Source organism: Idiomarina sp. 29L (assembly GCF_004123135.1).
In the GTDB taxonomy this organism is placed as follows: Bacteria; Pseudomonadota; Gammaproteobacteria; order Enterobacterales; family Alteromonadaceae; genus Idiomarina.
Map to the genome: position 1 here is coordinate 36860 of NZ_SDJS01000001.1, position 24562 is coordinate 61421.

Here is a 24562-nt window from a genome sequence, read left to right on the forward strand (position 1 = left end):
GGAGTTGGACATGAAAATGATACGACTGATTACCTTAACTCTGTGTTTAGTCTCGATGCTGGTTGCGCCTGTGCAGGCATCGCGTATTAAAGACATTGCATCGGTTCAGGGCATTCGTTCTAACCAGTTAATTGGCTACGGTTTAGTCGTAGGCTTACCTGGAACGGGTGAGCAAACGCCGTTTACTGACCAAACCTTCCGGACCATGTTAGGTAACTTTGGTATTAACATTCCGGCAGGTGAGCGCCCAAAAATCGATAATGTGGCAGCGGTTGCTGTGCACGCTGACTTGCCGGCGTTCGCAAAGCCGGGTCAGAAAATTGACGTGACAGTGTCCTCAGTGGGCAGTGCCGACAGCCTAACGGGTGGTACTTTGCTGCAAACCTTCTTAAAAGGTGCGAATGGTGAAGTCTACGCTGTCGCTCAAGGCAACCTTATTGTCGGTGGCCTGGGGGCTGAAGGTAACGACGGTTCCCGTATTGTAATTAATACGCCAACAGTTGGTCGTATTCCCGGCGGCGGTATTGTTGAGCGAGAAGTGCGTACGTCTTTTGGCTCGTCAGACTACTTTACCTTTAATTTACATGAGTCCGATTTTACAACCGCTAAGCGTATGGCACAGACCATTAACAGTCTGGTGGGCCAGGGAGCGGCACAAGCTGTCGATGCGACTTCGGTTCGTGTTCGCGCACCACGGGATTTAAACCAGCGTGTTAGTTATATGTCCACACTTGAGAATTTAGAGGTGGAGCCGGCAGAGACCGCTGCGAAAGTCATCGTGAACTCGCGAACCGGCACTATTGTCGTCGGTCAAAACGTCGAGTTAAGACCAGCGGCCGTTGCGCATGGCAATATGCAGGTGACGATTTCTGAAAACGTCAACGTCGACCAACCGAATCCGTTTGGCGACGGTGAAACTGTGGTGACACCGCAGTCGATTATCGACGTGAATCAGGACGATGCTCGTATGTTTGTATTCCAGCCGGGCACAACATTGAATGACCTGGTTCGTGCTGTGAATCAAATTGGTGCGGCACCAGGCGACATTATTGCCGTATTAGAAGCGTTGAAACAAGCTGGCGCGCTCAGCGGCGAACTCATTGTTATTTAAGCCGAGGCTGATATGACAAGCTCAAACGCACAATTCAAACAAGCTGAATTAGCCATGGACACGCACAGCCTGAATGGCTTGCGTGAGCGTGCGTTTAACCCGGATGACAAACAAGCCTTAATGGAGGCGGCGCAGCAGTTTGAAGCTATTTTCCTGAATATGGTCATGGGCAGCATGCGCAAAGCCAACGCCGTGTTCGAAGAAGGTAACATGCTGGACAGTCGCTACACCAAGATGTACCGCGATATGTACGACCAGCAGCTGACGTCGGAGTTGTCCAGTCAAGGCTCGCTGGGTTTGGCCGAACTTATGGTCAAGCAGCTTGGCGGTGACGACAGCTACCAGTATGGACATCAGAACCGCTCCGGAGCGAACTTAGATGATCCGCGCATGAAAAATAGAGCGGAGCGTCTGAGTGAACATGGTGGTATAGACGCAGGACTTTATTACGGCAATAAGCGTGTTAATACCGCTAAGTTAAGTGATGGTGAAGCGCGGTTTAACAGCCCCGAGAGTTTTGTCGCAGCGCTTAAACCGCATGCCGAGAAAATAGCGAAACAGGAAGGGCTGAACCCGAACGCACTTATTGCTCAAGCAGCCCTGGAAACCGGATGGGGTAAGCGATTAGTACCGGGGCGCCATGGCGGCTCAAGTAATAACTTATTCAATATAAAAGCCGACCAGCGTTGGGCAGGGGAGAAATCTCATGTCAGTACACTGGAGTTTGACGGTGATGTTGCCCGCAAAGAGCGCGCCGCTTTTCGCTCATACTCTAACGTGGAACAGAGCTTGCAGGACTATGTTGATTTTATAAAAGGGCATCCGCGTTACCAGCAGGCGCTGGAAGTGGCTGACGACCCCGCAAAGTATGCTGAGGCCCTGCAGTCAGCGGGCTATGCGACAGATCCTAAATACGCACAGAAAATTCAGTCGGTGTTAAATAACCCGGCATTTGCGGACAAAGCAATTTAAATCGTCTGCAATGGGCGGCAAAAAATTGCCGCCTAAACTAAACATTATTTACTCAGTGCCGATACAGGGCACAGAGTTACTGGAGAGACATCGATGAGTTTTGACTTATTAAATATCGGTAAGAACGGCATACTGGCTCATCAACAGAGCCTGCAAATTACCGGTAAAAACATTAATAATACAAACACTCCGAGCTACGTTCGTGAACGCACCGAGTATATGGAAAGCGAGTACGGCGGCTTGGAGCGCCTGCGTGTGCAGCGCATGATCGATGAATTTGCCAATCGCCAGTTACGAAATGATATTTCAAACGTCAGTTACTACGAAGCTAATTTAGAGCAGGCTGAGCAATTAGATACTCTGTTAGGTGATAGCACTACAAACGTCGCTTCGTCAGTAGAAAGCTTTTTCAACACACTGCAAGACGCGAATAACGACCCAGGGTCAGTGACCGCTCGTCAGCTAGTATTAGCAGAAGCTGATGCTATGGTCACGAAGTTCAATGATTTCTCGCAGTACTTAAATGATCAAAAAGGCATCATCAACGACCGTCTGACGTTATCAACAGATAGAATTAACTCAATTTCAAAGAACCTGGCTGAGTTGAATTCAAAAATCCAAAACTCTGCGGGAAAAAATAACGATAATGGCGACTTGAACGCATTATTGAATAAGCGCGATGAGCAATTAAGAGAGTTGGCTGAGTTAGTAGAATTCAGTACCGTAGAGCAAAAAAGCGGTGCAGTAAGTGTTAACTTGAAAAACGGCCAGCCTATAGTACTGGAGAATGGTCGCTTTAATGCCGTTGCTATGAAAAGCAACCCCGATACCGAACGTTTGGAAATGGTGCTAAAAAAAGAGCACAGCGGTGGTAGTGTCAGCGAGTTCTATGTGCCTACTGGCGAGATTGGCGGCTCGATAGGTGGTTATCTTGAGTATCGCGATGAAGTGCTAGTGCCAACCCAGAAAAGGTTAGGACAACTTGCTGTTCGTATCGCTGATTCCATGAACACTCAAAACCAAAAGGGTATGGACTTAGACAATCAATTAGGGCGCAAAATATTCGACTTGTCACAAACTGAGTCGCAAGCGTTACAGTACGCCGACAACACCGGCACAGGTGAAATGACCGTGCGCATTTTGGAAGGGGACAGTAAGTCATTTCCGTCGGAAAACTTACGTATTACTAAAACGGGGAACCCAGACGAATACGAAATAGTACCGGTTAATGAAGATGGTTCGGTTGTAAGTGGTGCGGATACAATTACGGTGACGCAAGCGTCGCCGGGAACTATTGATATTAGTGAGCTGGGTATTTCGTTAGATTTAACTGGCGCAGCGAACGCAGGTGACCAGTTCCTGGCGAAACCGGCTGACCGCGCAGCATCAGAGATTAGCTTGGCCATTCGCCGCCCAGAAGACATTGCATTAGCGAATCCTATTCGGGTGAAAGATGGTATGGATAACCAAGGTGCGGCTGGTATTGAAATAGCGGCGATTAATACACCGGATGATTATTTCGACACGGCAAACAATACTCTACTGCCCGGAGCCCCAGCCCGTATCGAAGTCACAGGGCAGACGGGCAACGCTTATGACTTGGAAGTTTTCGCTAAAGACGGCACCAGTTTAGGCACCATTACGGGTACAACGGATCTAAACGGCATTTTAGACCAAGCAGGCTTAGCCGATCCTGATTACGAAATAGACATTAATGGTGAACCCGCTGTAGGTGATGAGTATTTGATTGAATACAACACCAATGGTTTTGATGACAACAGTAACGGCCAGGCAATGGCTGACTTGCAGCGTCAACAACTCGTCCGCCGCTCTGGCGGCGAAGAAGCAGAGCCGACTATGACCTTTAACGAGAGTTACGGTCGCTTAGTGTCGGACGTGGGCAGCCGAGTGAGCCAAAATCGGGTATTACGAGACTCTGCTGAAGCCATAAAGTCACAAACAGAAACGTTGTATGACTCGCAAGCCGGTGTGAATCTGGAAGAAGAAGCGGCGAACCTTATTCAGTATCAGCAAGCGTACACAGCGTCGGCCCGAATTATTACGACATCACAGACTATTTTTGACACCTTGCTGACGTCATTGAGGTAAGAATTATGCGACTAAGTACTAACTTATTTTTCCAGCGTGGGCTGGACAGCTTACAAACCTCACAGAGTCGGCTGGATAAAATTCAGTTAATGCTGACTAAGCAGACAAAAATTTTAAGTCCTGCAGATGACCCTATTGGTAATTCGCAGGTACTGGCGTTGAATGAAAAAATTGGCCAGAACGAACAGTTCGAGCGTAACTCGGTCACGCTAGAGAATAACCTGCGCCGTGAGGAGAGTGTCATTAGTAGTATTACTGATGCGGTTCAACGCGCGCGGACTTTAGCTGTGCAAGCGGGTAACGGTAGCTATGATCAAACTAACCGAAAGGCTTTAGCTTCGGAACTGCGTAATTTGGAAACCTCCATTTTTGACTTAACCAACGCGCAAGATGAATCGGGCGAATATATATTTGCGGGCTATCAAAATCGTACCCAACCGATGGAGTTTAATGATACTACTCAGGCCTACGAATATGTTGGCGATCAGGGACAACGCACAATTCAGTTGTCGCCGACGTTGTATCTACCGGCAAATGACCCGGGCAGTCGAGCGTTCTCTAATGTGTCTAAGCGCGTCGACTTTGAATTAACTGGTGGTAATAATTTTATTGAGAAAGTGGAAGTTACCAATCGTGATGCGTTAATCGCGGATACGGAAGCACGTATTGATGCTGGTGACCCGACTGATTTCACGGTTAACTTTACCGGACCGGACACTTATGAAATTGATGACGGCGTTAACCCAGTAGTGACCGGAACCGTAACGGACGGCAAAGTCGAATACAACGGGATGACACTGGAACTTAACCCTGACAATATGCCAGCCGCTGGTGATTCGTTTAGCTATTCTATTGGTGAGCCGGTGTCGCGTAACTTGTTAACGCAAATTAGAGACTTAGCGACCGCACTAGAAGAGTCGGGTCCTGAAAACAAAGGCTTCCATGAAAGCGAAATTGCTTTTGCGCTAGATGACTTTAATACCGTTATAAGCGATTTAACTGATACTCAGGCTTCTGTAGGTGCGCGTTTGAATGTGATGGATAACGCTAAACTCAGTAACGCTGACATTGAAATAGTGAATAAAAAGGCACGCGCTGATATCTCCGACGTTGATTACTCAGAAGCGGTAACCGATTTAGTCAAAAACGAAACCATTTACTCAGCCGCCCAACAAGTATTTACTCGTGTAAGTCGTCTAAGCTTATTCGATTACCTATAGTCCATCGTTTCCGTTATATGGTGTAGCCTGACGCTATTGCGTCAGGTGGGGTGTTAGAGCGTTATGTGAACTGTAATTTTTCCCGCCATAAAAACTTCAAATTTTTTCAAAAAAATACTAAAGCTCCCCAAACCCCTGCCGATACCCTTTGTGAGAGGAAAATTTAACCAGGCGAAACACGAAGCCGAAACATTCCTCCAGCTTGGCAACAACGATTGAATCCAAGCTTAGGCCAGAAAACTGAGGAGCATTATTATGCCATTATATGTAAACACTAACGTCAGCTCATTGAACGCACAGCGTCAGCTGATCAGCTCAGGTAACTCGCTTGACCAAGCATTCGAACGTTTGTCGTCAGGCTTCCGTATCAACAGTGCTGCAGATGACGCTGCAGGCTTACAAATCTCAAACCGTTTGGGTTCTCAAATCAACGGTTTGAACCAAGGTAACCGTAATGCAAACGACGGTATTTCAATGGCTCAAACTGCCGAGGGTGCACTGGACGAGTCGACGAATATCTTACAGCGTATGCGTACCCTTTCTATTCAATCGGCGAACGGCTCGAATTCTGACGCGGATCGTGCTGCGCTGCAGAAAGAAATTGGTAATTTGCAACAAGAACTAACTCGTATTGCGGAAACAACAAGCTTTGGTGGTAAAAACTTGCTTGATGGTTCATTTGGTACAGAACAGTATCAAGTTGGTGCAAATGCCAATGAAACAATCTCTGTTCAGTTAGGTAATATGTCTGCAGATGCAATAGGTAGCTATGATGTCAAAGGGGCGTCTACTACTTTTGATTCATCAAGTGCAACAGTAGCGGCTAACCAAGACTATACTTCAGTGGACACCTCTACAAATACCTTAGATTTCTCTATCCAAGGCTCAGAAGGCACTGCAGATTATACATACAGCAATGCAGCTACTACTATTACGGATATATCTGAAACAATTAACACAAAATCTGCTGAGTCAGGTGTTACAGCTAAAACAAGTGTGACTGCAACTTTGTCTAACTTGACAAATGATGCAACTGGTACACTTGAAATAGGTGATAAGACGTTTAGTCTAGAAGCTTATGGTGGTGACCTGAGTAAGTTATCTGAAGACCTCGGTAAGTCAGGCATCCGTAATGAGATAAAAGATGATGGCTCATTAGAAATTACAGCAGAAAATGTAAAAGGTATAAAAGTTTCTGCTGGTGCTACTGACACTGGTTCAGTAGATTTAGCTGGAACAACTGTTGACTTTTCAACCGCAAATAATGCGGGCGTTGTAGATGCTCAATTAGAACTGTCGTCTAGCAATGACTTTGCAGTCACTGACAACGGTGGTGGTACTGATATCGGTGATGCCCTCAATGCAACATCAGGTTCATTGTCTGAAGTGGGTCAGATTGACATTTCGACTTATGAAGGGTCTCAGGATGCGCTAAAAACTATCGATGCGGCTATTTCTCGCATTGATGCTCAGCGCGCAGACTTAGGTGCGGTTCAGAACCGTTTCCAAGCGACTATTCGTAACCAATCGAACATCGCTGAGAACCTGGAAGGTGCGAAGTCTCGAATCAAAGATGCTGACTTTGCGGCTGAAACTGCGAAACTGACTCAGGCTCAGATCTTGCAGCAGGCTTCACAGACAATCTTGGCACAGGCGAACCAGCGTCCACAGGCGGCTCTGCAGTTACTGGGCTAATAGCTCAACTAGCTCAACCGTTACTAAAAACCGGAGCTTTTGCTCCGGTTTTTTTATGCTTGTAATTCAACGATTTAACAATAAAATCGATACCGCTTAAAAAAACTTCAGTTAAACGCTAAAGTTTTCAGCATGGCTTACCGATAACATACATGGATAATTGTTTTAGTGCTAAACTGCACGGTAACTAAGGTAAAGGTGAGTATTATGGCAGACATGTCAGTTGAAAGCCGCGCGTTAAGTCCCTTAAGTAGTGCAGCGGGTGGTTCATCGAACAAGGCAGAACGGCCGCAGGATCAAAAGGTCATGGACGCAGTCAGCCAGGTTCAGGAACGCACCGCTGATAAAGTGGAAAAGCAGGCAGGTAATGAAAGTATTGCAGAGACGGTTGAGGAGATGAATAAATCATCAACGATACGAAACACCAGTCTGCAATTTGTGTTTGACGAAAAAGGCGAGCCACCGGTGGTTAAGGTTATTGATACTGACAACGGTGAAATGATTCGTCAAATTCCGTCAGAATTGGTTGTGAAGTTATCTAAAGCTATTGAGGAAATGGCCGATAACGAGAACAGTCGGATGGGATTTTTATTCGACAACCAGATTTAAGTGAGGTGTTGATATGCCATTAATTTCATCAACGGGTGCCCGTTCAGGTTTAGACCTTGAGGGCATCATTAAAGCGACGCTTGAAGCAGAGCGCGTTCCTAAACAGAACCGTCTGAATCAGCAAGAGGGGCGTCTGCAGGTGGAGCTGTCGGCTGTTGGTGAAATGCGCTCAGCATTATCAAAGCTCCAGGAAAGTGCAGAGAAACTGACTGAAGGCAGCTTGTTTAGCGCTATGAAGGCCTCAGTCACTCAACCTGACTCTGGCGATGTTGTTAGTGTTGAAAGCTCTGAGGATGCGAGTGCAGGTGACTTTGAACTATTTGTTCAGCAATTAGCGAAAGGCAGTCGCGCCGTGTCTGCAGATGGGGCATTTGTCAGTGCGGATGATCAAGTTAACACCAACGCGGGTTCGTTAACCTTTGGTGCTGGTGATGAGAGTTTTACATTAAATATTGAAGCGGGCTCAACGCTTGAAGATATCCGTAAGGCGGTCAACTCATCTGAGGACAACTTTGGCGTTACAGCGGACATTATTAATACCGGAACAGAAGCGAAGTTAGTTTTTCGTTCAAGTGTCAGTGGTGCAGGTAACGACTTAACCGTTACTAATGACAATGCTGAATTTGACGCTATTTCAACTCAAGCCAATGGCGGTGGTGCTGGCGGCATGACGATAGCCGCTAAAGACCAAGCCACTGACGCTATTATTGAGATCGATGGCATTCAGGCTACCAACGATACCAATACCTTTACCGATGTCATCCAAGGCTCGACCATTACCGCGCTGAAAGAGTCGGAAGGCGCTGAAAAGGCACAGCTCTCTATAGCGCGTGACGATGCAGGTGTTAAGTCATCTATAGATACTTTTGTAAAAGCTTATAATAGTACGGTTGACCTACTGAGTGAAATTGGTGGTGAAGACAGCATGTTACAGGGCGATGCAACAGTTCGTAGCTTGAAAAGCCAATTAAACAATGTGCTGACCAGTACATTTGGTGAAGGACAAACCTTGTTTGATTTAGGTTTCGGTTTAGACAACGATGGCCGTCTACAACAAGAGAACCCAGTCACTAACGTTAAGGATGTTCTCGCGGCTAATCCATCGGCATTGCAAAATGTAATTGGTGGTGAAAGCGGTATGGCGTCCCGTATGGAAACTTTCCTTGATGGTTATGTTGGTGCCGGTGGCTCTTTGCAGTTGCGGAGGGACTCTATCAATGACAGTTTAGACCGTGTTGCTGAAAGTCGTGAGTCATTGCAGTTGCGTATGGAGTCAATGGAAGAAACTCTGCGCTCAAAATATCAAGCACTGGATTCATTAGTTGGCCAGTTACGTGACAGAGGCAACTATGTGAGTGCCCAGCTTGCAAACCTTCCGGGTTTTACTCGGGACAATGATTAATTCGAGGTAATTACGTATGAATATGAAGCTTAAAGGCTACACTAAAGGCTCGCTAGAAACCCGAGTTGCGGGTGCAGACCCCTATCAGTTGGTGCAAATGCTGATGGCGGGGGTGTTAGAGAACCTGAATTACGCCAAAGGAGCGATTCAGCGTAAAGACCTCGAGAAAAAGAGCCTTTATTTAAGTAAAGCGCAGGCTATTGTTGACTCTCTGCGTTACAGCCTGGATGACACTGCGGGCGCTGAAGCTACCGGTAATTTACGCGAGCTGTATATGTATATGAGCACACGTATTGCCGACGCCTCAATTGAGTTGGATGTTGAGGCAATTGACGAAGTAGCACGCTTAATGATTGATATTAAAGGCGCGTGGGACCAAATTCCTGCCGACCAGCGTGACGTTGCTATGAACCAAATGCAGCAGGCAGCTGGAGCTTAACTTGTCTGAAGAGACGCGCTCACCTGAACAATTGAATGAGCTCCACGAGCAGCTAAAACAACAAGTAGCAGACTCAGAGTATGAGTCTGCCGCTGATACTCTACCTAAAATACTTTCCTTTCTAGAGCGGTTACCTGACGACTGGACAGAGTCCCGCGAATGGGTGACTGTTGTTGCCGAAGTTGATAACTACTTAAATGAAGTACAACCAGAGCTAGAACAAGTCCTAGAAGAAACCGGCGCAGCGATTACCAAAATAGGTAAAAGTAAAAAAGGCGTTCGAGCGTATACCAAATAAAAAAACCGACCAATGAACGAATCATGATCGGCTTTTCTTTCCCTACGCTAAAAGCCTAGGTTAGTAAATTTCTTTACAGTGCTTGGATCTTAGCGTTCAACCGGCTCTTATGACGTGCCGCTTTGTTTTTGCTGATAAGACCTTTAGTCGCGTAACGATCCAGCATTGGGGTTACGTCTTTCATTGCAGCGTTTGCTGCTTCTTTATCTTTGCTTTCAATGGCTGCGTTTACACGTTTAAGGTATGTACGCATCATTGAACGACGGCTTGCATTGTGGCGGCGATTTTTCTCGGCCTGAATCGCACGCTTTTTAGCAGACTTAATGTTAGCCAAGGTGAACTCCTAAATTCATTAACAGAACGCTTCTCTTATAAAGGTTGGCGATTATGCCGTTTTTGCCGCAAAAGTCAACAGCTGAGGCAAGAAAAAATAGCTTTTCGGACTCTTTGCTGACAAGCTTTCATTGTCGACGTACAATCCTTACTCAGCTGCAATGTTAACTCAATAACTCAGGGACGAAAAACGTGTCGAAAGCCTTGCTCCGCTCCGGTTTCATCGTAAGCTTCATGACCCTTATTTCGCGGGTTTTGGGCTTAGTGCGCGATGTCGTCATTGCCAACCTAATGGGTGCGGGTGCGGCAGCGGACGTATTCTTTTTCGCCAATAAAATCCCTAACTTCCTCCGGCGTCTGTTTGCCGAAGGTGCCTTTGCACAAGCGTTTGTGCCGGTACTCACAGAATACAAGCAAGGAAAAGAGCTGCCAGAGCAACAACTCTTAATAGCGAGGGTGTCGGGTACGCTGGGCACTATTATTACCGTAGTCACGTTATTCGGCGTTATAGCTTCGCCCATTGTCACGGCGCTGTTTGGTATGGGCTGGTTCCTGGATTGGTGGCACGACGGGCCGCAGGGTCATAAGTTTGTGCTGGCTAGCGACTTGCTTCGTATTACCTTCCCGTATTTATGGTTCATCACTTTTACCGCCATGGCGGGCGCCATTCTCAACACGCTTGGGAAATTCGCGGTCGCGGCATTTACCCCGGTGTTTTTAAACATCGCGATTATTTCTGCCGCCATTTGGCTCGCACCCAATATGGAGCAACCGGAATACGGACTTGCGTGGGGTGTATTCTTCGGTGGTTTAATCCAGCTACTGTTCCAAATTCCGTTTTTGAAAAAAGCCGGACTGTTGGTGAAACCTAAGTGGGGGTGGAAAGACCCGGGCGTGACCAAAATTCGCAAACTGATGCTGCCGGCTATTTTTGGGGTTTCGGTGAGCCAAATTAATCTGTTACTCGATACACTCATAGCCAGCTTCTTAATGACCGGCTCTATCAGTTGGTTGTATTACTCTGACCGGCTTTTGGAATTTCCACTGGGGCTCTTCGGTATCGCCATAGCCACGGTCATACTGCCTGCGCTTTCTTCGCGCCATGTTGATAAGTCCACACAAAACTTCAGCGCCACTTTGGACTGGGGGGTTCGTATGGTGCTGCTATTAGGTGTACCGGCTATGGCGGGACTGTTTGTGCTTGCCGAACCTATGCTGATGGTGCTCTTTATGCACGGCGCATTCAGCCCGGAAGACGCGCGCATGGCGTCTTATAGCTTAATGGCGTATGCAACCGGCTTGGTCAGCTTTATGTTGGTAAAAGTGCTGGCAACGGGCTTTTACTCGCGGCAAGACACCAAGCGCCCGGTAAAATTTGGCATTATTGCCATGGTTTCGAATATGGTGTTTAACGTCGCGCTGGCCATTCCCTTCAGCTATGTAGGCTTGGCAATGGCAACGGCGGCGTCCGCGGCTATTAACGCTGGCCTGTTAGGCTTTACTCTATATAAAGAAGGCGTTTTAAAAGCGCAGCCAGGCACTTGGCGTTTTATTGCTCAGGTTATTTTGGCAACGGCAGTCATGATAGGCATTATTCTATGGCTAAACCCGGACGAAACAGCATGGCAACAAAGTAGTTTAGTAGAGCGGCCGTGGCTCTTGGCACAAATGATAGGTGCTGGCGTGGCTGCCTATTTAGCGACGTTGCTGGTCAGCGGCATGCGGCCACGACATTTCCGTGCTCGCGAGTACTGATTATCATGCGGTTATCGGTTATAATCGCGACTTTCTCAAACGACCTTAAGACGGTTCGGGCATGGAACTGATTCGCGGTACTCACAACTTACGAGATGAACACAATGGCTGCGTGCTGACCATCGGTAACTTCGATGGCGTGCATTTGGGCCATCAGGCGGTGCTGGCTCAGGTTCGTGAGAAAGCGAAGCGGCTTGGCGTTCCGTCAGCTGTTATGACCTTCGAGCCGCAGCCGCAAGAGTTGTTTCAGCCTGAACAAGCACCGGCACGCCTAACTAATTGGCGCGAGAAATATACAGCGTTAAAAGCGCAGAATATCGACCGTCATATCGTCATTGAGTTTAATAAGAAGTTCGCCAGCCAGCCGGCTCAGGAATTCATTGAGCAAACGTTGGTTAACAAGCTGGGCGTAAAATTCCTGGTAGTGGGAGACGACTTTCGTTTTGGTTATAAGCGAGAGGGCGACTTTGAGCTCCTGAAAAAAGAAGGCGACAAGCTGGGCTTTGAAGTGGTCGATACGCGCAGCTATCGTCAACAACAGCAGCGTGTTAGTAGCACGGCTATTCGCCAGGCGCTGGATAACGGTGACTTTGAGCTTGCCGAACAAATGCTGGGCCGACCGTATCAAATGATGGGAAAAGTGGTTCATGGTCGCAAGAACGGCCGGACGATTGGCTTTCCTACCGCCAATGTGCCATTAAAGCGTCTTAAAAGCCCGTTGCATGGGGTGTTTGCCGTAACGGCGGCACATCAGCAAAGCGGAGAGACCTATTCGGGGGTGGCCAATTTGGGCACTCGACCCACATTAAATGGCGACGAAGTGCAGCTAGAGGTGCATTTGTTTGAGTTTTCAGGCAATCTGTACGGTCAGAATTTAACAGTCACTCCGGTGGCTAAACTGCGTAATGAGCAACGCTTTGCGTCGTTACAGCACTTACAAGAACAAATTGAAAAAGATGCCGCCCGCGCACGCGATGCTTTAGCGTGCCGGAGTCAGTAACTATGCGGAAATGGAAACAGTGACTAATGAGTGATTACAAACACACCTTAAACTTGCCGGAAACAGCGTTTCCAATGCGCGGCAACTTGGCTCAACGCGAGCCGAAAATGCTGGAGCAATGGTATGAAGATGACCTTTACGGTCAAATTCGTGAAGCCAAAAACGGCAAGCCGAAATTTATTCTGCACGACGGCCCTCCTTACGCAAACGGGCAGATTCACATTGGTCACGCCGTAAATAAAATTCTGAAAGACGTTATTGTTAAAGCGAAAACATTAAGCGACTTTGACGCGCCGTATGTGCCTGGTTGGGACTGCCACGGACTGCCTATTGAGCTACAGGTAGAGAAAAAGCACGGTAAACCGGGTAAAAAGCTCGACTTAGCTCAGTTTCGTGAGAAATGCCGCGAATACGCGCAAACTCAGATTGACCAACAGCGTACTGACTTCAAACGCCTGGGCGTACTAGGTGACTGGGACAAGCCGTACCTGACCATGAATTTTAAGCAAGAAGCCGACAGCGTACGTGCATTGGCCAAAATTATTGATAAAGGCCATTTGCATCAAGGCTTTAAACCGGTGCATTGGTGTACCGATTGTGGCTCAGCATTGGCTGAAGCGGAAGTTGAGTACAAAGACAAAAACTCACCAGCCATTGATGTTCGTATGCCAGCTGCGGCTATGGCTCAAACTGTTGAGCGCTTCAGTACACCGGAAGGGCATGTAGGCGAAGGTGATGTCAGCATGGTTATCTGGACCACCACGCCGTGGACCATTCCAGCAAACCGAGCCGTAACCTTGGCCGAGGGACTCGAGTACACGTTGGTGCAAATTGAAGCGGACGGCGATCAGCCGGCAGAGCGCGTTATTTTGGCTGACGATTTGGTAACGGACTGCATGGAGCGCTGGAACATTGCGCATTACCATAAGTTGGGCTTCTGCAAAGGCAAAGATTTAGAAGGCCTGCAGCTTCAGCATCCGTTGTTTGACTTACAGGTGCCGATTATTTTGGGCGACCACGTTACGACTGAAAGCGGTACAGGCTGTGTCCACACGGCACCGGGCCATGGTGTTGATGACTTTTTAGTGGGCCAGAGATACGGGCTGGAAGTGTACAACCCAGTTGGTGACAACGGTGTGTATAAAGACGATACGCCGCTATTTGCCGGTCAGCATGTCTTCAAAGCGAATGAGCCTATCGTTGATAAGCTGCGTGAAGTTGGCAACCTGATGCATGCAGAAAGTTACAACCACTCGTACCCGCATTGCTGGCGCCATAAAACACCGATTATTTTCCGTGCGACGCCGCAGTGGTTTATTAGCATGGACAAAAAAGGTTTGCGTGCCGGCGCATTAGATCAAATTAAGAAAGTGGGTTGGTTCCCTGAGTGGGGGCAAAGCCGTATTGAGTCGATGGTTGAAGGGCGTCCGGACTGGTGTATTTCCCGCCAGCGCACCTGGGGTAACCCAATTGCGGTTTTCGTGAACCGAGAAACCGATGAGTTGCACCCGAACACGCTAGAGCTGATGGAAAAAGTCGCACAGCTGATTGAAAAAGATGGCGTTCAGGCGTGGTTCGACTTAGAGCCAGAGACGTTGCTCGGCGAAGAAGCGGATAAATACCGAAAAGTCACCGACACGCTTGACGTTTGGTTCGACTCAGGCGTCACGCACCATTGCGTTCTGCGTGAGTTTGATGGTTTGCAATGGCCTGCGGACTTGTACCTTGAAGGGTCGGATCAACACCGTGGCTGGTTCCAGAGCTCATTGGTCACAGGCGTCGCCATGTATGACGAAGCGCCATACCATCAAGTTCTGACACACGGCTTTACCGTTGATGCGCAAGGCCGCAAGATGTCGAAGTCAGTGGGCAACGTGGTTGCGCCTCAGGATGTGATGAACAAGCTGGGTGGCGATATTCTGCGCCTGTGGGTCGCCTCGGCTGACTACTCGGGTGAAATGACGGTATCGGATGAAATTCTGAAGCGCTCTGCTGATGCGTACCGCCGTATTCGTAATACGTCGCGCTTCTTGTTAGCGAACTTAAGTGGCTTCGACCCGAAAAAAGATACCGTTGCTATGGACGATATGGTCGAGCTGGATCGCTGGATTGTCGGTCGGGCTGCAGATTTACAGAAACAATTACTGGAAGCTTATGACAGTTACCAGTTCCACAGCGTAGTGCAAAAATTAATGCACTTCTGTTCAATTGAGCTGGGCAGTTTCTATCTGGATATCATTAAAGACCGCCAGTATACGGCTAAATCTGATGGATTGGCGCGTCGTTCATGTCAGACCGCACTGCATCATATCGCCGAAGCGTTGGTTCGTTGGATGGCCCCAATTTGTAGCTTTACGGCTCAGGAAATCTGGGGCTTATTGCCGGGCGAGCGTGGCGAGTATGTCTTTACCGAAAGTTGGTATGAAGGCTTTAGCGAGTTTGCCGGTGTGAGTGATACCGAAAACGAATTTTGGATGCAGCTGCTGGACGTACGTGACACCGTTAACCAAGCGCTGGAGCAGTCGCGTCGTGACGATGTGATTGGCGGCTCGCTGCAGGCAGAAGTAACCTTATATGCCGATGATAAGCTGGCGACCTCTCTGAACCGTTTAGGTGAAGAACTGCGTTTTGCATTGCTGACGTCTGAAGCCCGTGTTGACGCACTGGACAACGCTCCAGCTAACGCGGTTAAAGCGGAGAAACTGGCACTGGCGGTGGAAGTTAAGCAGAGTACTTATAAAAAATGTGAGCGCTGCTGGCATCATCGTGAAGAAGTTGGCACTTTGCCAGAACACGATGACTTGTGTCAGCGCTGTGTAACCAATATTGATGGTGAAGGTGAGGAGCGTCGTTTTGCCTGATTTCGCATACTCAAAAAGAGCCACTGGCTTACGTTTTTTGTGGCTGACACTGCTGCTGTTCGTGATTGACCAAGTCACCAAAATTTGGGTGGCCGGTGAGTTCGAGTTGTATGAAAGTCGCGTGGTCATAGAGGGCTTGTTCAACTTCACTTATGTTCACAATTACGGTGCTGCGTTTAGTTTCTTAAGTGACAGTGGTGGCTGGCAGCGTTGGCTGTTTACGGCTATAGCGATTGCCATTAGTGTGGTGTTGCTTATTTGGATGCGCCGTAACCCAGTTGGATTGTGGCGCCAAAACCTGGCTTTTGCGCTCATTCTAGCCGGAGCGATAGGCAACGTTGCTGATCGCTTGATGTACGGTTATGTCATCGACTTTTTCGATGTGCATTATCAAGGGTGGCACTGGCCTGCGTTTAACGTTGCCGATATGGCGATAACGATTGGCGCTGCTTTGATGCTGCTGGAAGCCTTTTTTGATAACCGTCGTGACAAATTAGACGGCGGTGACAAGTCGTAGGGGTACGTTTTGAGTCGTTTACCAATTGAGCATGGCCGCGAAGTGGTCATGCACTTTACCATTAAGCTGACCGACGGGTCGGTTGCAGACAGTACGAAAATGTCGGGTAAACCGGCCAAGTTCCGTATGGGCGACGGTAGCTTAACGGAAAATTTTGAAGCCTGTTTAGTAGGGCTTCGTGAAGGCGCTGAGCGTGAATTCACGTTGGAGCCTAAGGACGCTTTTGGAGAGCCTAACCCGGACAACTATTACTACGTTGATTCGGCTAAGTTTAGTGATGACACTAAGCCTGAGGTTGGCGCTATTTTAGCCTTTACCCAGCCGGATGGAACGGATTTACCGGGAATTGTTCGAAAAATTGAAGGTCCAACAGTGACTATCGATTTTAATCACCCGCTGGCAGGCCAGACGGTGATTTTTGAAGTAGAAATTATCAGCGTTGAGCCGTAACTGACGGAGTCGGTTGAACGCAGGAGGACATATGCAGATTTTGTTGGCGAACCCACGTGGCTTTTGTGCAGGTGTTGATAGAGCCATAACCATTGTTGAGCGTGCTTTAGAGATTTTTGAGCCGCCAATTTATGTGCGTCATGAGGTGGTTCACAACAAATACGTCGTCAATAAACTACGTGACGCAGGCGCTATTTTTGTTGAAGAGCTGCATGAAGTGCCAGACGATCATATTGTGATTTTCAGTGCTCACGGCGTTTCTCAGGCGGTGCGTCAGGAAGCCAAAGATCGCGGTTTAAAAGTGTTTGATGCCACGTGTCCTCTGGTAACCAAAGTACATATGGAAGTCACCCGTGCCAGCCGCAAAGGACACGAGTGTGTGCTCATTGGTCATGCCGGCCACCCGGAAGTTGAAGGCACAATGGGTCAGTATAAAAATGAAAACGGCGGTATTTATCTGGTTGAGTCGCCGGAAGATGTTGAAAAGCTGGAAGTGAAAGACCCGAAAAACCTTCATTATATGAGCCAAACAACGTTGTCGGTTGATGACACCGCTGATGTTATTGAAGCCCTGCGTCAAAAGTTTCCTGATATTAACGGTCCTCGTAAAGACGACATTTGCTACGCAACACAAAACCGTCAGGATGCTGTGCGTGAGCTGGCCAGTGACGCGGATATAATGCTGGTCGTCGGTGCTCGTAATAGCTCGAACTCAAACCGTTTGCGTGAGCTGTCAGAAAAGATGGGCACACCGGCTTATTTAATTGATGATGCCAGCTGTATCGATAAGTCGTGGCTTGAAGACAAAGAGAAAGTCGCTGTCACAGCCGGCGCATCAGCACCTGAAGTATTGGTGCAGGAAGTTATTGCCAAGCTTCAGTCCTGGGGCGGCAAAACCGCCGTAGAGCTCAGTGGTCGCGAAGAAAACATCACTTTCTCTATTCCACCAGAGTTAAGACCTCATCCAGCGGCTTAGTTTATCGAGACAACCAGATTTGTAACGAGTAAGAGTTGTCTTCGCCCCAGGTTACTTCGGTATCAACTGAAGCATTGTTCTCGTCTATTAAGTTAATAATGGAGTTGATAAGAAATCCGTTAACCTTGGCTTCAGGTGCAGGAGGAGAGCCATTTTTCCAAGTACGGTGAGAGTCCTGTATATAACTATTTAAAACCTCAACAGATAGGGCTTTGCGCTCAGCTCTCTTAATAGCAGCCAACCCAACCTGCAACAGCTGCTGGCTGCTCACAGCCCAAATAGCCACAAGTGCGGAAGCCACTAATGTCTCAACCAGTGAAAAACCTTTACTGCTGCGCTGACTCATAAAGCGCCTTTTGTTGGTTAAAGTCTGCCTCAATTTGTTTAGAAAGCACTTGCCATTGGTGCGCTTGTTGAGCCTCCACCATTTGTGCGTAAAATAACAAGGCGGCCAAGCTCGCGGAGCTCAGGCTTATGAGTGTCACTAACGTCAGTATCAACGCGAATCCTTTCGCTTTCATAATGAATATCCATTTCTGTTACTGAGGAAAAACGGTAATTGTCCGCTTAAATTGCTGTTCCTGAATACCTTCTTTTGTGTCTCGTGAAGTCGACAGGGTAATAAATAATTTAGAGCTGTCTTCATGAGTTAATGAAGCGCTGGTTTCAACCAATAACTCCAAAACCTTAAACTGGGCTCTGTCGGTCAATGACTGCCAACCATAACCCGCACAGTCCAGTGTCATTGGGTTATGCTGCAACTGATAATGTCTAACCCGAAAGCCGACAGAGGCTCCGTCTTGTGTCGGGAAGACGTAGCAACCACGCTCTGGGCTTTGCATGCCGTCAACCACCGTGTTGCTTAAACTGCTAAAAAACTCCCCTGCAACCGCCTGCCCGTTCAACATAAAAACTGCCTTCGATATCGAGCTATGTTGAGCGCCTTTCTGCCATTGCAATAGTTGTTGTGCGGTCATGACAATAATGGCTCCCAGTGACGCAGCAATAATCACTTCAATTAAGCTGTACCCATGACTTTTTTGAGCAAGGTTCCTGTCTAGCATAAGGACAAACTCGGCAAAGACGATCCATGACTGACACAGGAACGAATACGTCCTTTACTGCTAATAATAACTTTCACGGTATTGCTATTGTTCATAATGCGAATATGACCGGGCGAGGCACCGCCAGAAACACCGTAGAATACTAACGGGCTTGTTGAGCTATAAGTCGACTCCGTTGCCAGCTCAAACACATTTGAACGACCTTCGAGAGGCGCGAGATCTGCCATTATATTGTCTTCCGCTCGTTGTGCTTTTGCTTTGACTTGGTGTAAATACGACAGCCACCGAGAGCTCGCCTGTTGCAGTAGTAAACTTTCAGTCTGCTGTTTGAACAAAGGCATCGACAAGGCACCTAACCCAGCCGTTATAGCCAATGCAATCAGCAATTCAATTAAGGAGTAACCGCGCACAGAGCCCCCTGTTATTCGAAGTGCAGATAGTTTAGCCGCAAGCCAAAAAATGTCTGTAAGCTAGCTCGCACCGTATTGTCAGAAACTATTTAAAAAGCTGGCTCGATTCTTGAATAAAACACCACAGGTTCAACTTTTTGACGCAACAGGAAGACGTATGGCGAGCGGTGCCGAAAAGTTAGTAAGTTTAAGAAATTTCACGCAAAACAATGCCCATTTAATTAAGGGTTTTGGTACGCCTTTAGCCATTATGGCCATTTTGGCGATGGTGGTGCTGCCTATTCCGGCAATGGTGCTGGATATTCTGTTTTCGTTCTCTATTACACTATCGCTAGTGGTTATGCTGGTTGCGGTTTATACCCAACGACCACTGGATTTCGCTGCCTTTCCGACAGTTCTGCTTATCGCCACAGTACTGCGGCTTAGCTTAAACGTGGCATCGACACGTATCGTTTTACTCGAGGGCCACAATGGGCCGGGCGCAGCAGGTAGCGTCATTGAAGCCTTTGGTAGTGTTGTCATCGGCGGTAACTACACCGTTGGTTTAGTGGTCTTCGCCATTCTCGTTATTATTAACTTCGTGGTTATTACTAAAGGTGCGGGGCGTATATCCGAAGTAACCGCTCGCTTTACGTTGGACGCCATGCCAGGTAAACAAATGGCCATTGACGCGGACTTGAACGCCGGCCTTATTAACCAGGAAGAAGCCAAACAGCGACGCAGTGACGTCACCCGGGAAGCTGACTTCTACGGCTCGATGGACGGTGCCAGTAAATTTGTTAAAGGCGACGCCATCGCCGGTATTCTTATTCTGCTTATCAACATTGTTGGTGGTCTGCTCATTGGTATGATCCAGTACGGACTGACCTTCGGTGAAGCGGTAGAAGTCTACACGCTACTGACCATTGGTGACGGCTTGGTCGCCCAAATTCCAGCGCTGTTACTGTCTGTTGCGACTGCAATTATTATTACCCGCGAAAATGACAGCAAAGACATGGGTGACGCAGTCGTTCTGCAGTTGCTCGACAACCCGAAAGTACTGGTTATTTCCAGTTCAGTATTGTTCGCTATGGGTGTTATTCCGGGCATGCCGCATTTAGCGTTTCTAAGCATGTCGGCGGTTCTGGCTGGCGCGGCGTATTTCAAACTGAAAAAGAATAAGGTCGAGCAGGGCGAACTGGTTGAAAAAGAGCAAGAGCAACAAGTTCAACAAGCACAACAAAAAGAGTTGTCCTGGGACGATGTACGCCATGTTGACACCATTGGTCTGGAAGTGGGGTATCGACTTATTCCTCTGGTAGACAAACAGCAGGGCGGCGAACTCCTATCTCGCATTAAAGGGGTGCGTAAGAAGCAGTCGCAGGAATTCGGCTTCCTGGTACCCGCGGTGCATATTCGGGATAACCTCGACTTAGGGCCGAACAGTTACCGAATTACCCTAATGGGTGTGACCATGGGTGAAGCAGAAATTCGTCATGACTGGGAGCTGGCTATTAATCCGGGTCAGGTCTTCGGGGAACTTGAAGGTGAAAAAACCACGGATCCGGCGTTCGGTCTGGACGCAGTATGGATACGCCCGGAGCAAAAAGAGCACGCGCAAACCTTAGGTTATACCGTGGTGGATGCTGCAACGGTAGTGGCCACTCACTTAAGTCAAATTGTCACGAATCACGCATCGCAGTTACTTGGTCATGAAGAAGCACAGGAGCTGTTGGATCGCCTGGGTCGCACGCATCCGAAATTGGTGGAAGGACTTATTCCTGACTTATTGTCACTGGGTAATTTTGTCAAAGTGCTGCAGAACTTGCTGGATGAAGGCATTGCTATACGCGATATGCGCACCATTGTACAAACCTTGGTTGAGTACGCTGGACGCAGTCAGGATCCGGATGTATTAACGGCTGCCGTACGAATTTCTCTGCGCCGTTTGATTGTTCAGGATATCTCAGAAGGCGAAACCGAACTGCCTGTCATAACTTTGGCGCCAGAGTTGGAACAGATGTTGCATCAGTCACTGCAGATGGCTGGTAACGACGGAAATCAGCAAGGTGCAGGCATTGAACCAGGTTTAGCCGAACGCTTGCAACAGTCGTTACGCGAAACGCATCAGCAGCAGGAAATGAACGGAGAGCCGTCTGTGTTGCTGACATCCGGGCTACTACGCTCAACGATGGCGCGATTTGCGCGCCACGCTACCGATGGTATGCGAGTGTTGTCGTATCAGGAAATTCCGGATGACAAACAAATTCGCATTGTCAGCTCAATTGGTGGACAACAAAACAGTGGTGAACAAACCGCTACCTAAGACAACGGGAGTCGCTTGTGAAAATTAAACGCTTTTTTGCAGAGGATATGCGTCGAGGCTTACAGCAGGTTAAAGAAACCTTAGGCGCTGATGCGATTATTCTATCCAATAAAAAGGTGAACGGTGGTATTGAATTAGTGGCGGCTGTTGACCCGGACGCACGAGCACCAGAAGCGGCTCCAGAGACCTCCGCAAATACTCAGGCACCAAAGCAAGAGTCGGAAGCACCGGCTCAGTCGTTGGCTGAATTGTTGCAGCGTCAAAATGCCGCGCCTTCGCAAACGTCTTCGCAAGCGGCAGAACAGATGACCGGTCAACCTGAAACGGCAGCAAAGCACGACGCTTATCACCAAATGGCGCATCAGGCAGCATCGGCTCAACAAGAGCCTTCACAAGCGGATGTCTTTCCTGAGCAAGTGAATACGCCGGACAGCAACGACTCGGAAGCAATCGCAGAGCTGCGCTCACAAGTGAAAGGTATTCGCCAGTTGTTAGAGCACCAGTTAAGCGGTCTCATGAAGCAAGAGATGGATCGCGAAGAGCCAGTGCGCGCCATGTTGATGCAACGACTTATGACGATGGGGTTGAGTGAACGCATCGCGGATCAGATTGCTTGTTTTATTCCTGAAAGCAGCTCAGACGAGGATGCCTGGGAGCAAACCATGCATCTGTTGGAAGGTCAGTTGAATACCACCAATGACGATATTTTGACACGCGGCGGTGCAGTGGCACTAGTTGGTCCTACCGGCGTTGGTAAAACCACCACTATTGCTAAGCTGGCGGCCCGTTACGCTCAGCGTCATGGCTCTGACAAAGTTGCTTTAATTACCACTGACACCTTCCGAATTGGTGCCAGTGAACAATTACAGACTTACGGACGTATTATTGGCTGTCCGGTAAAAGTGGCAAAAGATGCAAAAGAGCTAGCGGATTCATTACTGTCGCTACGTGATAAGAGCCTGATTTTAATTGATACGGCAGGTATGGGTCAGCGCGACAAGCGCTTAAGCGAGCAATTGGGTCAGCTTATCCAGAATACCCGCCTGAGAATTCGACCTTATCTGGTATTGTCGGCAACCTCACAAAGCCAAGTGTTAAATGACGCCGTTAAACAATTCAAAACACTACCTTTGTCGGGTTGCATTTTTACCAAACTGGACGAATGCTTAAGTTTAGGAGAAAGTATCAGTGTGGCAATTGAGTACGGCCTGCCGGTTGGATATGTCACCAACGGTCAGCAAGTACCTGAAGACATTAAAGTTGCCGATGCAAATTACCTGGTATCTGAAGCCGAGCGGTTAATGGACAAAAGCATTTGTTCCTCGGTATCAGACGTGCCAAAATCGTACTGGAATGCGGCGTTTTCTCGCTGAGTGAGCCGTTATACAATGACGCTGTTGTCGAAGATGTAAAATAAGAGATACGCCCGATGGATCAAGCAAGCGGTCTGCGAAGAATGAAACAGTCAAAAGTAAAAGTCATAGCAGTCACAGGTGGTAAAGGTGGCGTGGGTAAAACCAACGTCTCACTGAATATGGCCATTGCTATGGCGAAGCAGGGAAAACGAGTACTGGTACTTGATGCCGACCTTGGCTTGGCTAATGTCGACGTCATGCTGGGCTTGCGTGTTGAGCGCAACCTGTCTCATGTACTGAGCGGCCAATGCGAACTGGAAGATATTTTAATTGAAGGGCCAGGTGGCATAAAAATTGTCCCAGCGACCTCAGGAACCCGCTCTATGGTTGACTTGAGCGAGTCAGAGCACGCCGGTCTTATTCGGGCGTTTAGCCAACTGCAGGGAAACTACGACGTTCTTATTGTCGATACGGCGGCGGGTATTGGAAACACCGTGGTCAGCTTTGCCCGCGCTTCGCAGGATGTCCTTGTGGTTGTCTGCGATGAACCTACTTCAATCACCGATGCTTACGCACTTATTAAAGTGTTAAGTCGTGAACAAGGACTGTTTAAATTCAAAGTGGTTGCCAATATGGTTCGCAATATGCGCGAAGGGCAAGTACTGTTCAATAAGTTGACTAAGGTCACGGATCGTTTCCTCGATGTGGCATTAGAGTTAGCAGCGATAGTTCCTCACGACGAAAATTTGCGGTTGGCCGTTAGAAAACAACAACCAATGGTGTTGGCGTATCCCAAATCGCCGGCGTCACTGGCGTTTAAAGCATTAGCGAAGAAGGCTCTGGATTGGCCAATTCCTGCTCAGGCAGGAGGGCATTTAGAATTTTTCCTTGAGCAATTGATAACTTCTGCCGATAACGGGAGTAAGCGGGATGTTGCCAATGAATAAAGCCGCCGCTTATACCGCAACAGCCGACAACCGTAACGCTATTATTGAGCAGCATACGGGGCTGGTTAAGCGAATTGCGCATCACATGATGGCGAGACTACCCGCCAGTGTGCAAGTCGATGACTTAATTCAAGCGGGCATGATAGGCTTATTAGAAGCGGCACGGAATTTTGATAACAGCAAAGGCGCCAGTTTTGAGACCTTTGCCGGAATACGTATTCGTGGCGCTATGTTGGATGAAATTCGACGTGGTGACTGGGCTCCGCGCTCAGTTCACAGAAATCATCGCCGCGTACTAGAGGCCATACGGCAGGTAGAGAATGACACCGGTCGTGACGCAAAAGATACAGAAGTTGCCAGTAAGCTGGGCATGAGTCTGGATGAATATCACGCCATTTTAAGAGATGTGAGTTCGGGACGCATTATAGGTATTGAAGATTTAGGTGTTTCAGAAGACGCTCTAATGCCCGAGCAAGTGACAGGCTCAGCGTACGAGCCGCAGCGAGATGTTGAAAACGCAGCGTTTCATAAAGCCCTGGTATCGACAATTTCTTCGTTACCAGAGCGTGAAGCTTTAGTGCTTTCATTGTATTATGATGAAGAATTGAACTTGAAAGAGATAGGTGAAGTGCTGAGTGTGAGTGAATCTCGCGTCAGCCAAATTCACAGTCAGGCAATGGTGCGGCTCAAGTCGCGAATGCAGAATTGGGTTGAATAATTTTGGTGGTAATCGA

General features: G+C 48.2%; 24 protein-coding genes. 19 read left to right on the forward strand and 5 right to left on the reverse strand.

Annotated features, from left to right (window positions below):
• Window positions 1–10: 10 nt before the first annotated feature.
• From EST55_RS00170 to EST55_RS00210, 9 genes are all read left to right on the forward strand, one after another.
• Window positions 11–1111 (forward strand): flagellar basal body P-ring protein FlgI, encoded by a 1101-nt coding sequence (locus EST55_RS00170; protein WP_129496090.1) that lies wholly within the window; start codon window positions 11–13, stop codon window positions 1109–1111.
• A 12-nt stretch (window positions 1112–1123) separates the two neighbouring features.
• Window positions 1124–2083, forward strand: coding sequence for a flagellar assembly peptidoglycan hydrolase FlgJ (gene flgJ, locus EST55_RS00175; RefSeq protein ID WP_129496091.1), 960 nt, complete (start codon window positions 1124–1126; stop codon window positions 2081–2083).
• 93 nt (window positions 2084–2176) lie between these two features.
• Window positions 2177–4192, forward strand: a complete 2016-nt coding sequence (gene flgK / locus EST55_RS00180) for a flagellar hook-associated protein FlgK (RefSeq protein ID WP_129496092.1) — start codon at window positions 2177–2179, stop codon at window positions 4190–4192.
• A gap of 5 nt (window positions 4193–4197) precedes the next feature.
• The gene (gene flgL / locus EST55_RS00185; protein WP_129496093.1) at window positions 4198–5412 is read left to right on the forward strand and encodes a flagellar hook-associated protein FlgL; all 1215 of its coding nucleotides are present in this window, start codon (window positions 4198–4200) and stop codon (window positions 5410–5412) included.
• Between the two features lie 255 nt (window positions 5413–5667).
• Window positions 5668–7107 carry a flagellin gene (locus tag EST55_RS00190; protein ID WP_129496094.1) on the forward strand — a complete coding sequence of 480 codons (1440 nt, stop codon included), beginning with the start codon at window positions 5668–5670 and terminating at the stop codon, window positions 7105–7107.
• Between the two features lie 207 nt (window positions 7108–7314).
• On the forward strand, window positions 7315–7716 hold the full coding sequence (locus EST55_RS00195) for a flagellar protein FlaG (protein ID WP_129496095.1): 402 nt from the start codon (window positions 7315–7317) through the stop codon (window positions 7714–7716).
• Window positions 7717–7729: 13 nt separating this feature from the next.
• Window positions 7730–9118, forward strand: coding sequence for a flagellar filament capping protein FliD (gene fliD / locus EST55_RS00200; protein WP_129496096.1), 1389 nt, complete (start codon window positions 7730–7732; stop codon window positions 9116–9118).
• Window positions 9119–9134: 16 nt separating this feature from the next.
• A complete protein-coding gene (gene fliS, locus EST55_RS00205) occupies window positions 9135–9557 on the forward strand; it encodes a flagellar export chaperone FliS (protein WP_129496097.1) in 423 nt (140 codons plus the stop codon).
• 1 nt (window position 9558) lies between these two features.
• Window positions 9559–9855 carry a hypothetical protein gene (locus tag EST55_RS00210; protein ID WP_129496098.1) on the forward strand — a complete coding sequence of 99 codons (297 nt, stop codon included), beginning with the start codon at window positions 9559–9561 and terminating at the stop codon, window positions 9853–9855.
• Window positions 9856–9928: 73 nt separating this feature from the next.
• On the opposite strand, the gene rpsT is transcribed toward EST55_RS00210, so the two are convergent.
• Entirely contained in the window at window positions 9929–10189 is a 261-nt protein-coding gene (gene rpsT, locus EST55_RS00215; protein WP_053952959.1) for a 30S ribosomal protein S20, read from the reverse strand.
• Window positions 10190–10380: 191 nt separating this feature from the next.
• Here rpsT and murJ point away from each other — a divergent pair, with 191 nt between their 5' ends.
• From murJ to ispH, 6 genes are all read left to right on the forward strand, one after another.
• A complete protein-coding gene (murJ, locus tag EST55_RS00220; RefSeq protein WP_129496099.1) occupies window positions 10381–11943 on the forward strand; it encodes a murein biosynthesis integral membrane protein MurJ in 1563 nt (520 codons plus the stop codon).
• A gap of 61 nt (window positions 11944–12004) precedes the next feature.
• Window positions 12005–12943, forward strand: coding sequence for a bifunctional riboflavin kinase/FAD synthetase (ribF, locus tag EST55_RS00225; protein WP_129496100.1), 939 nt, complete (start codon window positions 12005–12007; stop codon window positions 12941–12943).
• 26 nt (window positions 12944–12969) lie between these two features.
• Window positions 12970–15804 carry an isoleucine--tRNA ligase gene (gene ileS, locus EST55_RS00230; RefSeq protein ID WP_129496101.1) on the forward strand — a complete coding sequence of 945 codons (2835 nt, stop codon included), beginning with the start codon at window positions 12970–12972 and terminating at the stop codon, window positions 15802–15804.
• Window positions 15797–16321, forward strand: a complete 525-nt coding sequence (gene lspA, locus EST55_RS00235) for a signal peptidase II (RefSeq protein WP_129496102.1) — start codon at window positions 15797–15799, stop codon at window positions 16319–16321. The genes ileS and lspA overlap by 8 nt, the downstream gene beginning before the upstream one ends.
• Before the next feature lie 9 nt (window positions 16322–16330).
• Complete coding sequence (gene fkpB / locus EST55_RS00240; RefSeq protein ID WP_058579513.1) at window positions 16331–16771, forward strand: FKBP-type peptidyl-prolyl cis-trans isomerase; 441 nt, start codon at window positions 16331–16333, stop codon at window positions 16769–16771.
• A gap of 31 nt (window positions 16772–16802) precedes the next feature.
• Window positions 16803–17747, forward strand: a complete 945-nt coding sequence (ispH, locus tag EST55_RS00245) for a 4-hydroxy-3-methylbut-2-enyl diphosphate reductase (RefSeq protein WP_129496103.1) — start codon at window positions 16803–16805, stop codon at window positions 17745–17747.
• A 1-nt stretch (window position 17748) separates the two neighbouring features.
• Here ispH and EST55_RS00250 read toward each other — a convergent pair whose 3' ends face one another.
• Genes EST55_RS00250 through EST55_RS00265 form a run of 4 tightly spaced genes read right to left on the reverse strand, consistent with a single transcriptional unit; the run spans window position 17749 to window position 19221 of the window.
• Window positions 17749–18093, reverse strand: coding sequence for a type II secretion system protein (locus tag EST55_RS00250; protein WP_129496104.1), 345 nt, complete (start codon window positions 18091–18093; stop codon window positions 17749–17751).
• The gene (locus EST55_RS00255; RefSeq protein ID WP_100690563.1) at window positions 18074–18268 is read right to left on the reverse strand and encodes a Type II secretion pathway-like protein; all 195 of its coding nucleotides are present in this window, start codon (window positions 18266–18268) and stop codon (window positions 18074–18076) included. Before EST55_RS00255 ends, EST55_RS00250 begins: the two co-directional genes overlap by 20 nt.
• An 18-nt stretch (window positions 18269–18286) precedes the next feature.
• Window positions 18287–18811 carry a prepilin-type N-terminal cleavage/methylation domain-containing protein gene (locus EST55_RS00260; protein ID WP_129496105.1) on the reverse strand — a complete coding sequence of 175 codons (525 nt, stop codon included), beginning with the start codon at window positions 18809–18811 and terminating at the stop codon, window positions 18287–18289.
• Window positions 18805–19221: a prepilin-type N-terminal cleavage/methylation domain-containing protein gene (locus EST55_RS00265; RefSeq protein WP_240665214.1), complete on the reverse strand. Its 417-nt coding sequence runs from the start codon at window positions 19219–19221 to the stop codon at window positions 18805–18807. The genes EST55_RS00260 and EST55_RS00265 overlap by 7 nt, the downstream gene beginning before the upstream one ends.
• A 157-nt stretch (window positions 19222–19378) precedes the next feature.
• Between EST55_RS00265 and flhA the strand changes: the two genes are divergently transcribed.
• From flhA to EST55_RS00285, 4 genes are read left to right on the forward strand one after another with little or no spacing between them, the layout of a single operon-like run.
• Window positions 19379–21526, forward strand: a complete 2148-nt coding sequence (flhA, locus tag EST55_RS00270) for a flagellar biosynthesis protein FlhA (RefSeq protein WP_129496106.1) — start codon at window positions 19379–19381, stop codon at window positions 21524–21526.
• A 17-nt stretch (window positions 21527–21543) separates the two neighbouring features.
• Window positions 21544–22899, forward strand: coding sequence for a flagellar biosynthesis protein FlhF (gene flhF / locus EST55_RS00275; protein WP_129496107.1), 1356 nt, complete (start codon window positions 21544–21546; stop codon window positions 22897–22899).
• 56 nt (window positions 22900–22955) lie between these two features.
• Window positions 22956–23828: a MinD/ParA family protein gene (locus tag EST55_RS00280; RefSeq protein WP_053952947.1), complete on the forward strand. Its 873-nt coding sequence runs from the start codon at window positions 22956–22958 to the stop codon at window positions 23826–23828.
• Window positions 23821–24546 (forward strand): RNA polymerase sigma factor FliA, encoded by a 726-nt coding sequence (locus EST55_RS00285; RefSeq protein ID WP_129496108.1) that lies wholly within the window; start codon window positions 23821–23823, stop codon window positions 24544–24546. The genes EST55_RS00280 and EST55_RS00285 overlap by 8 nt, the downstream gene beginning before the upstream one ends.
• Window positions 24547–24562: the final 16 nt, after the last annotated feature.

Excerpts from the sequence above, each read along its gene's own strand:
- EST55_RS00170 (WP_129496090.1), top strand. The coding sequence starts at position 11 with ATGAAAATGATACGACTGATTACCTTAACTCTGTGTTTAGTCTCGATG.
- flgJ (WP_129496091.1), top strand. The coding sequence starts at position 1,124 with ATGACAAGCTCAAACGCACAATTCAAACAAGCTGAATTAGCCATGGAC.
- flgK (WP_129496092.1), top strand. The coding sequence starts at position 2,177 with ATGAGTTTTGACTTATTAAATATCGGTAAGAACGGCATACTGGCTCAT.
- flgL (WP_129496093.1), top strand. The coding sequence starts at position 4,198 with ATGCGACTAAGTACTAACTTATTTTTCCAGCGTGGGCTGGACAGCTTA.
- EST55_RS00190 (WP_129496094.1), top strand. The coding sequence starts at position 5,668 with ATGCCATTATATGTAAACACTAACGTCAGCTCATTGAACGCACAGCGT.
- EST55_RS00195 (WP_129496095.1), top strand. The coding sequence starts at position 7,315 with ATGGCAGACATGTCAGTTGAAAGCCGCGCGTTAAGTCCCTTAAGTAGT.
- fliD (WP_129496096.1), top strand. The coding sequence starts at position 7,730 with ATGCCATTAATTTCATCAACGGGTGCCCGTTCAGGTTTAGACCTTGAG.
- fliS (WP_129496097.1), top strand. The coding sequence starts at position 9,135 with ATGAATATGAAGCTTAAAGGCTACACTAAAGGCTCGCTAGAAACCCGA.
- ribF (WP_129496100.1), top strand. The coding sequence starts at position 12,005 with ATGGAACTGATTCGCGGTACTCACAACTTACGAGATGAACACAATGGC.
- ileS (WP_129496101.1), top strand. The coding sequence starts at position 12,970 with ATGAGTGATTACAAACACACCTTAAACTTGCCGGAAACAGCGTTTCCA.
- ispH (WP_129496103.1), top strand. The coding sequence starts at position 16,803 with ATGCAGATTTTGTTGGCGAACCCACGTGGCTTTTGTGCAGGTGTTGAT.
- EST55_RS00250 (WP_129496104.1), bottom strand. The coding sequence starts at position 18,093 with ATGAGTCAGCGCAGCAGTAAAGGTTTTTCACTGGTTGAGACATTAGTG.
- EST55_RS00255 (WP_100690563.1), bottom strand. The coding sequence starts at position 18,268 with ATGAAAGCGAAAGGATTCGCGTTGATACTGACGTTAGTGACACTCATA.
- EST55_RS00260 (WP_129496105.1), bottom strand. The coding sequence starts at position 18,811 with ATGCTAGACAGGAACCTTGCTCAAAAAAGTCATGGGTACAGCTTAATT.
- flhA (WP_129496106.1), top strand. The coding sequence starts at position 19,379 with ATGGCGAGCGGTGCCGAAAAGTTAGTAAGTTTAAGAAATTTCACGCAA.
- EST55_RS00280 (WP_053952947.1), top strand. The coding sequence starts at position 22,956 with ATGGATCAAGCAAGCGGTCTGCGAAGAATGAAACAGTCAAAAGTAAAA.
- EST55_RS00285 (WP_129496108.1), top strand. The coding sequence starts at position 23,821 with ATGAATAAAGCCGCCGCTTATACCGCAACAGCCGACAACCGTAACGCT.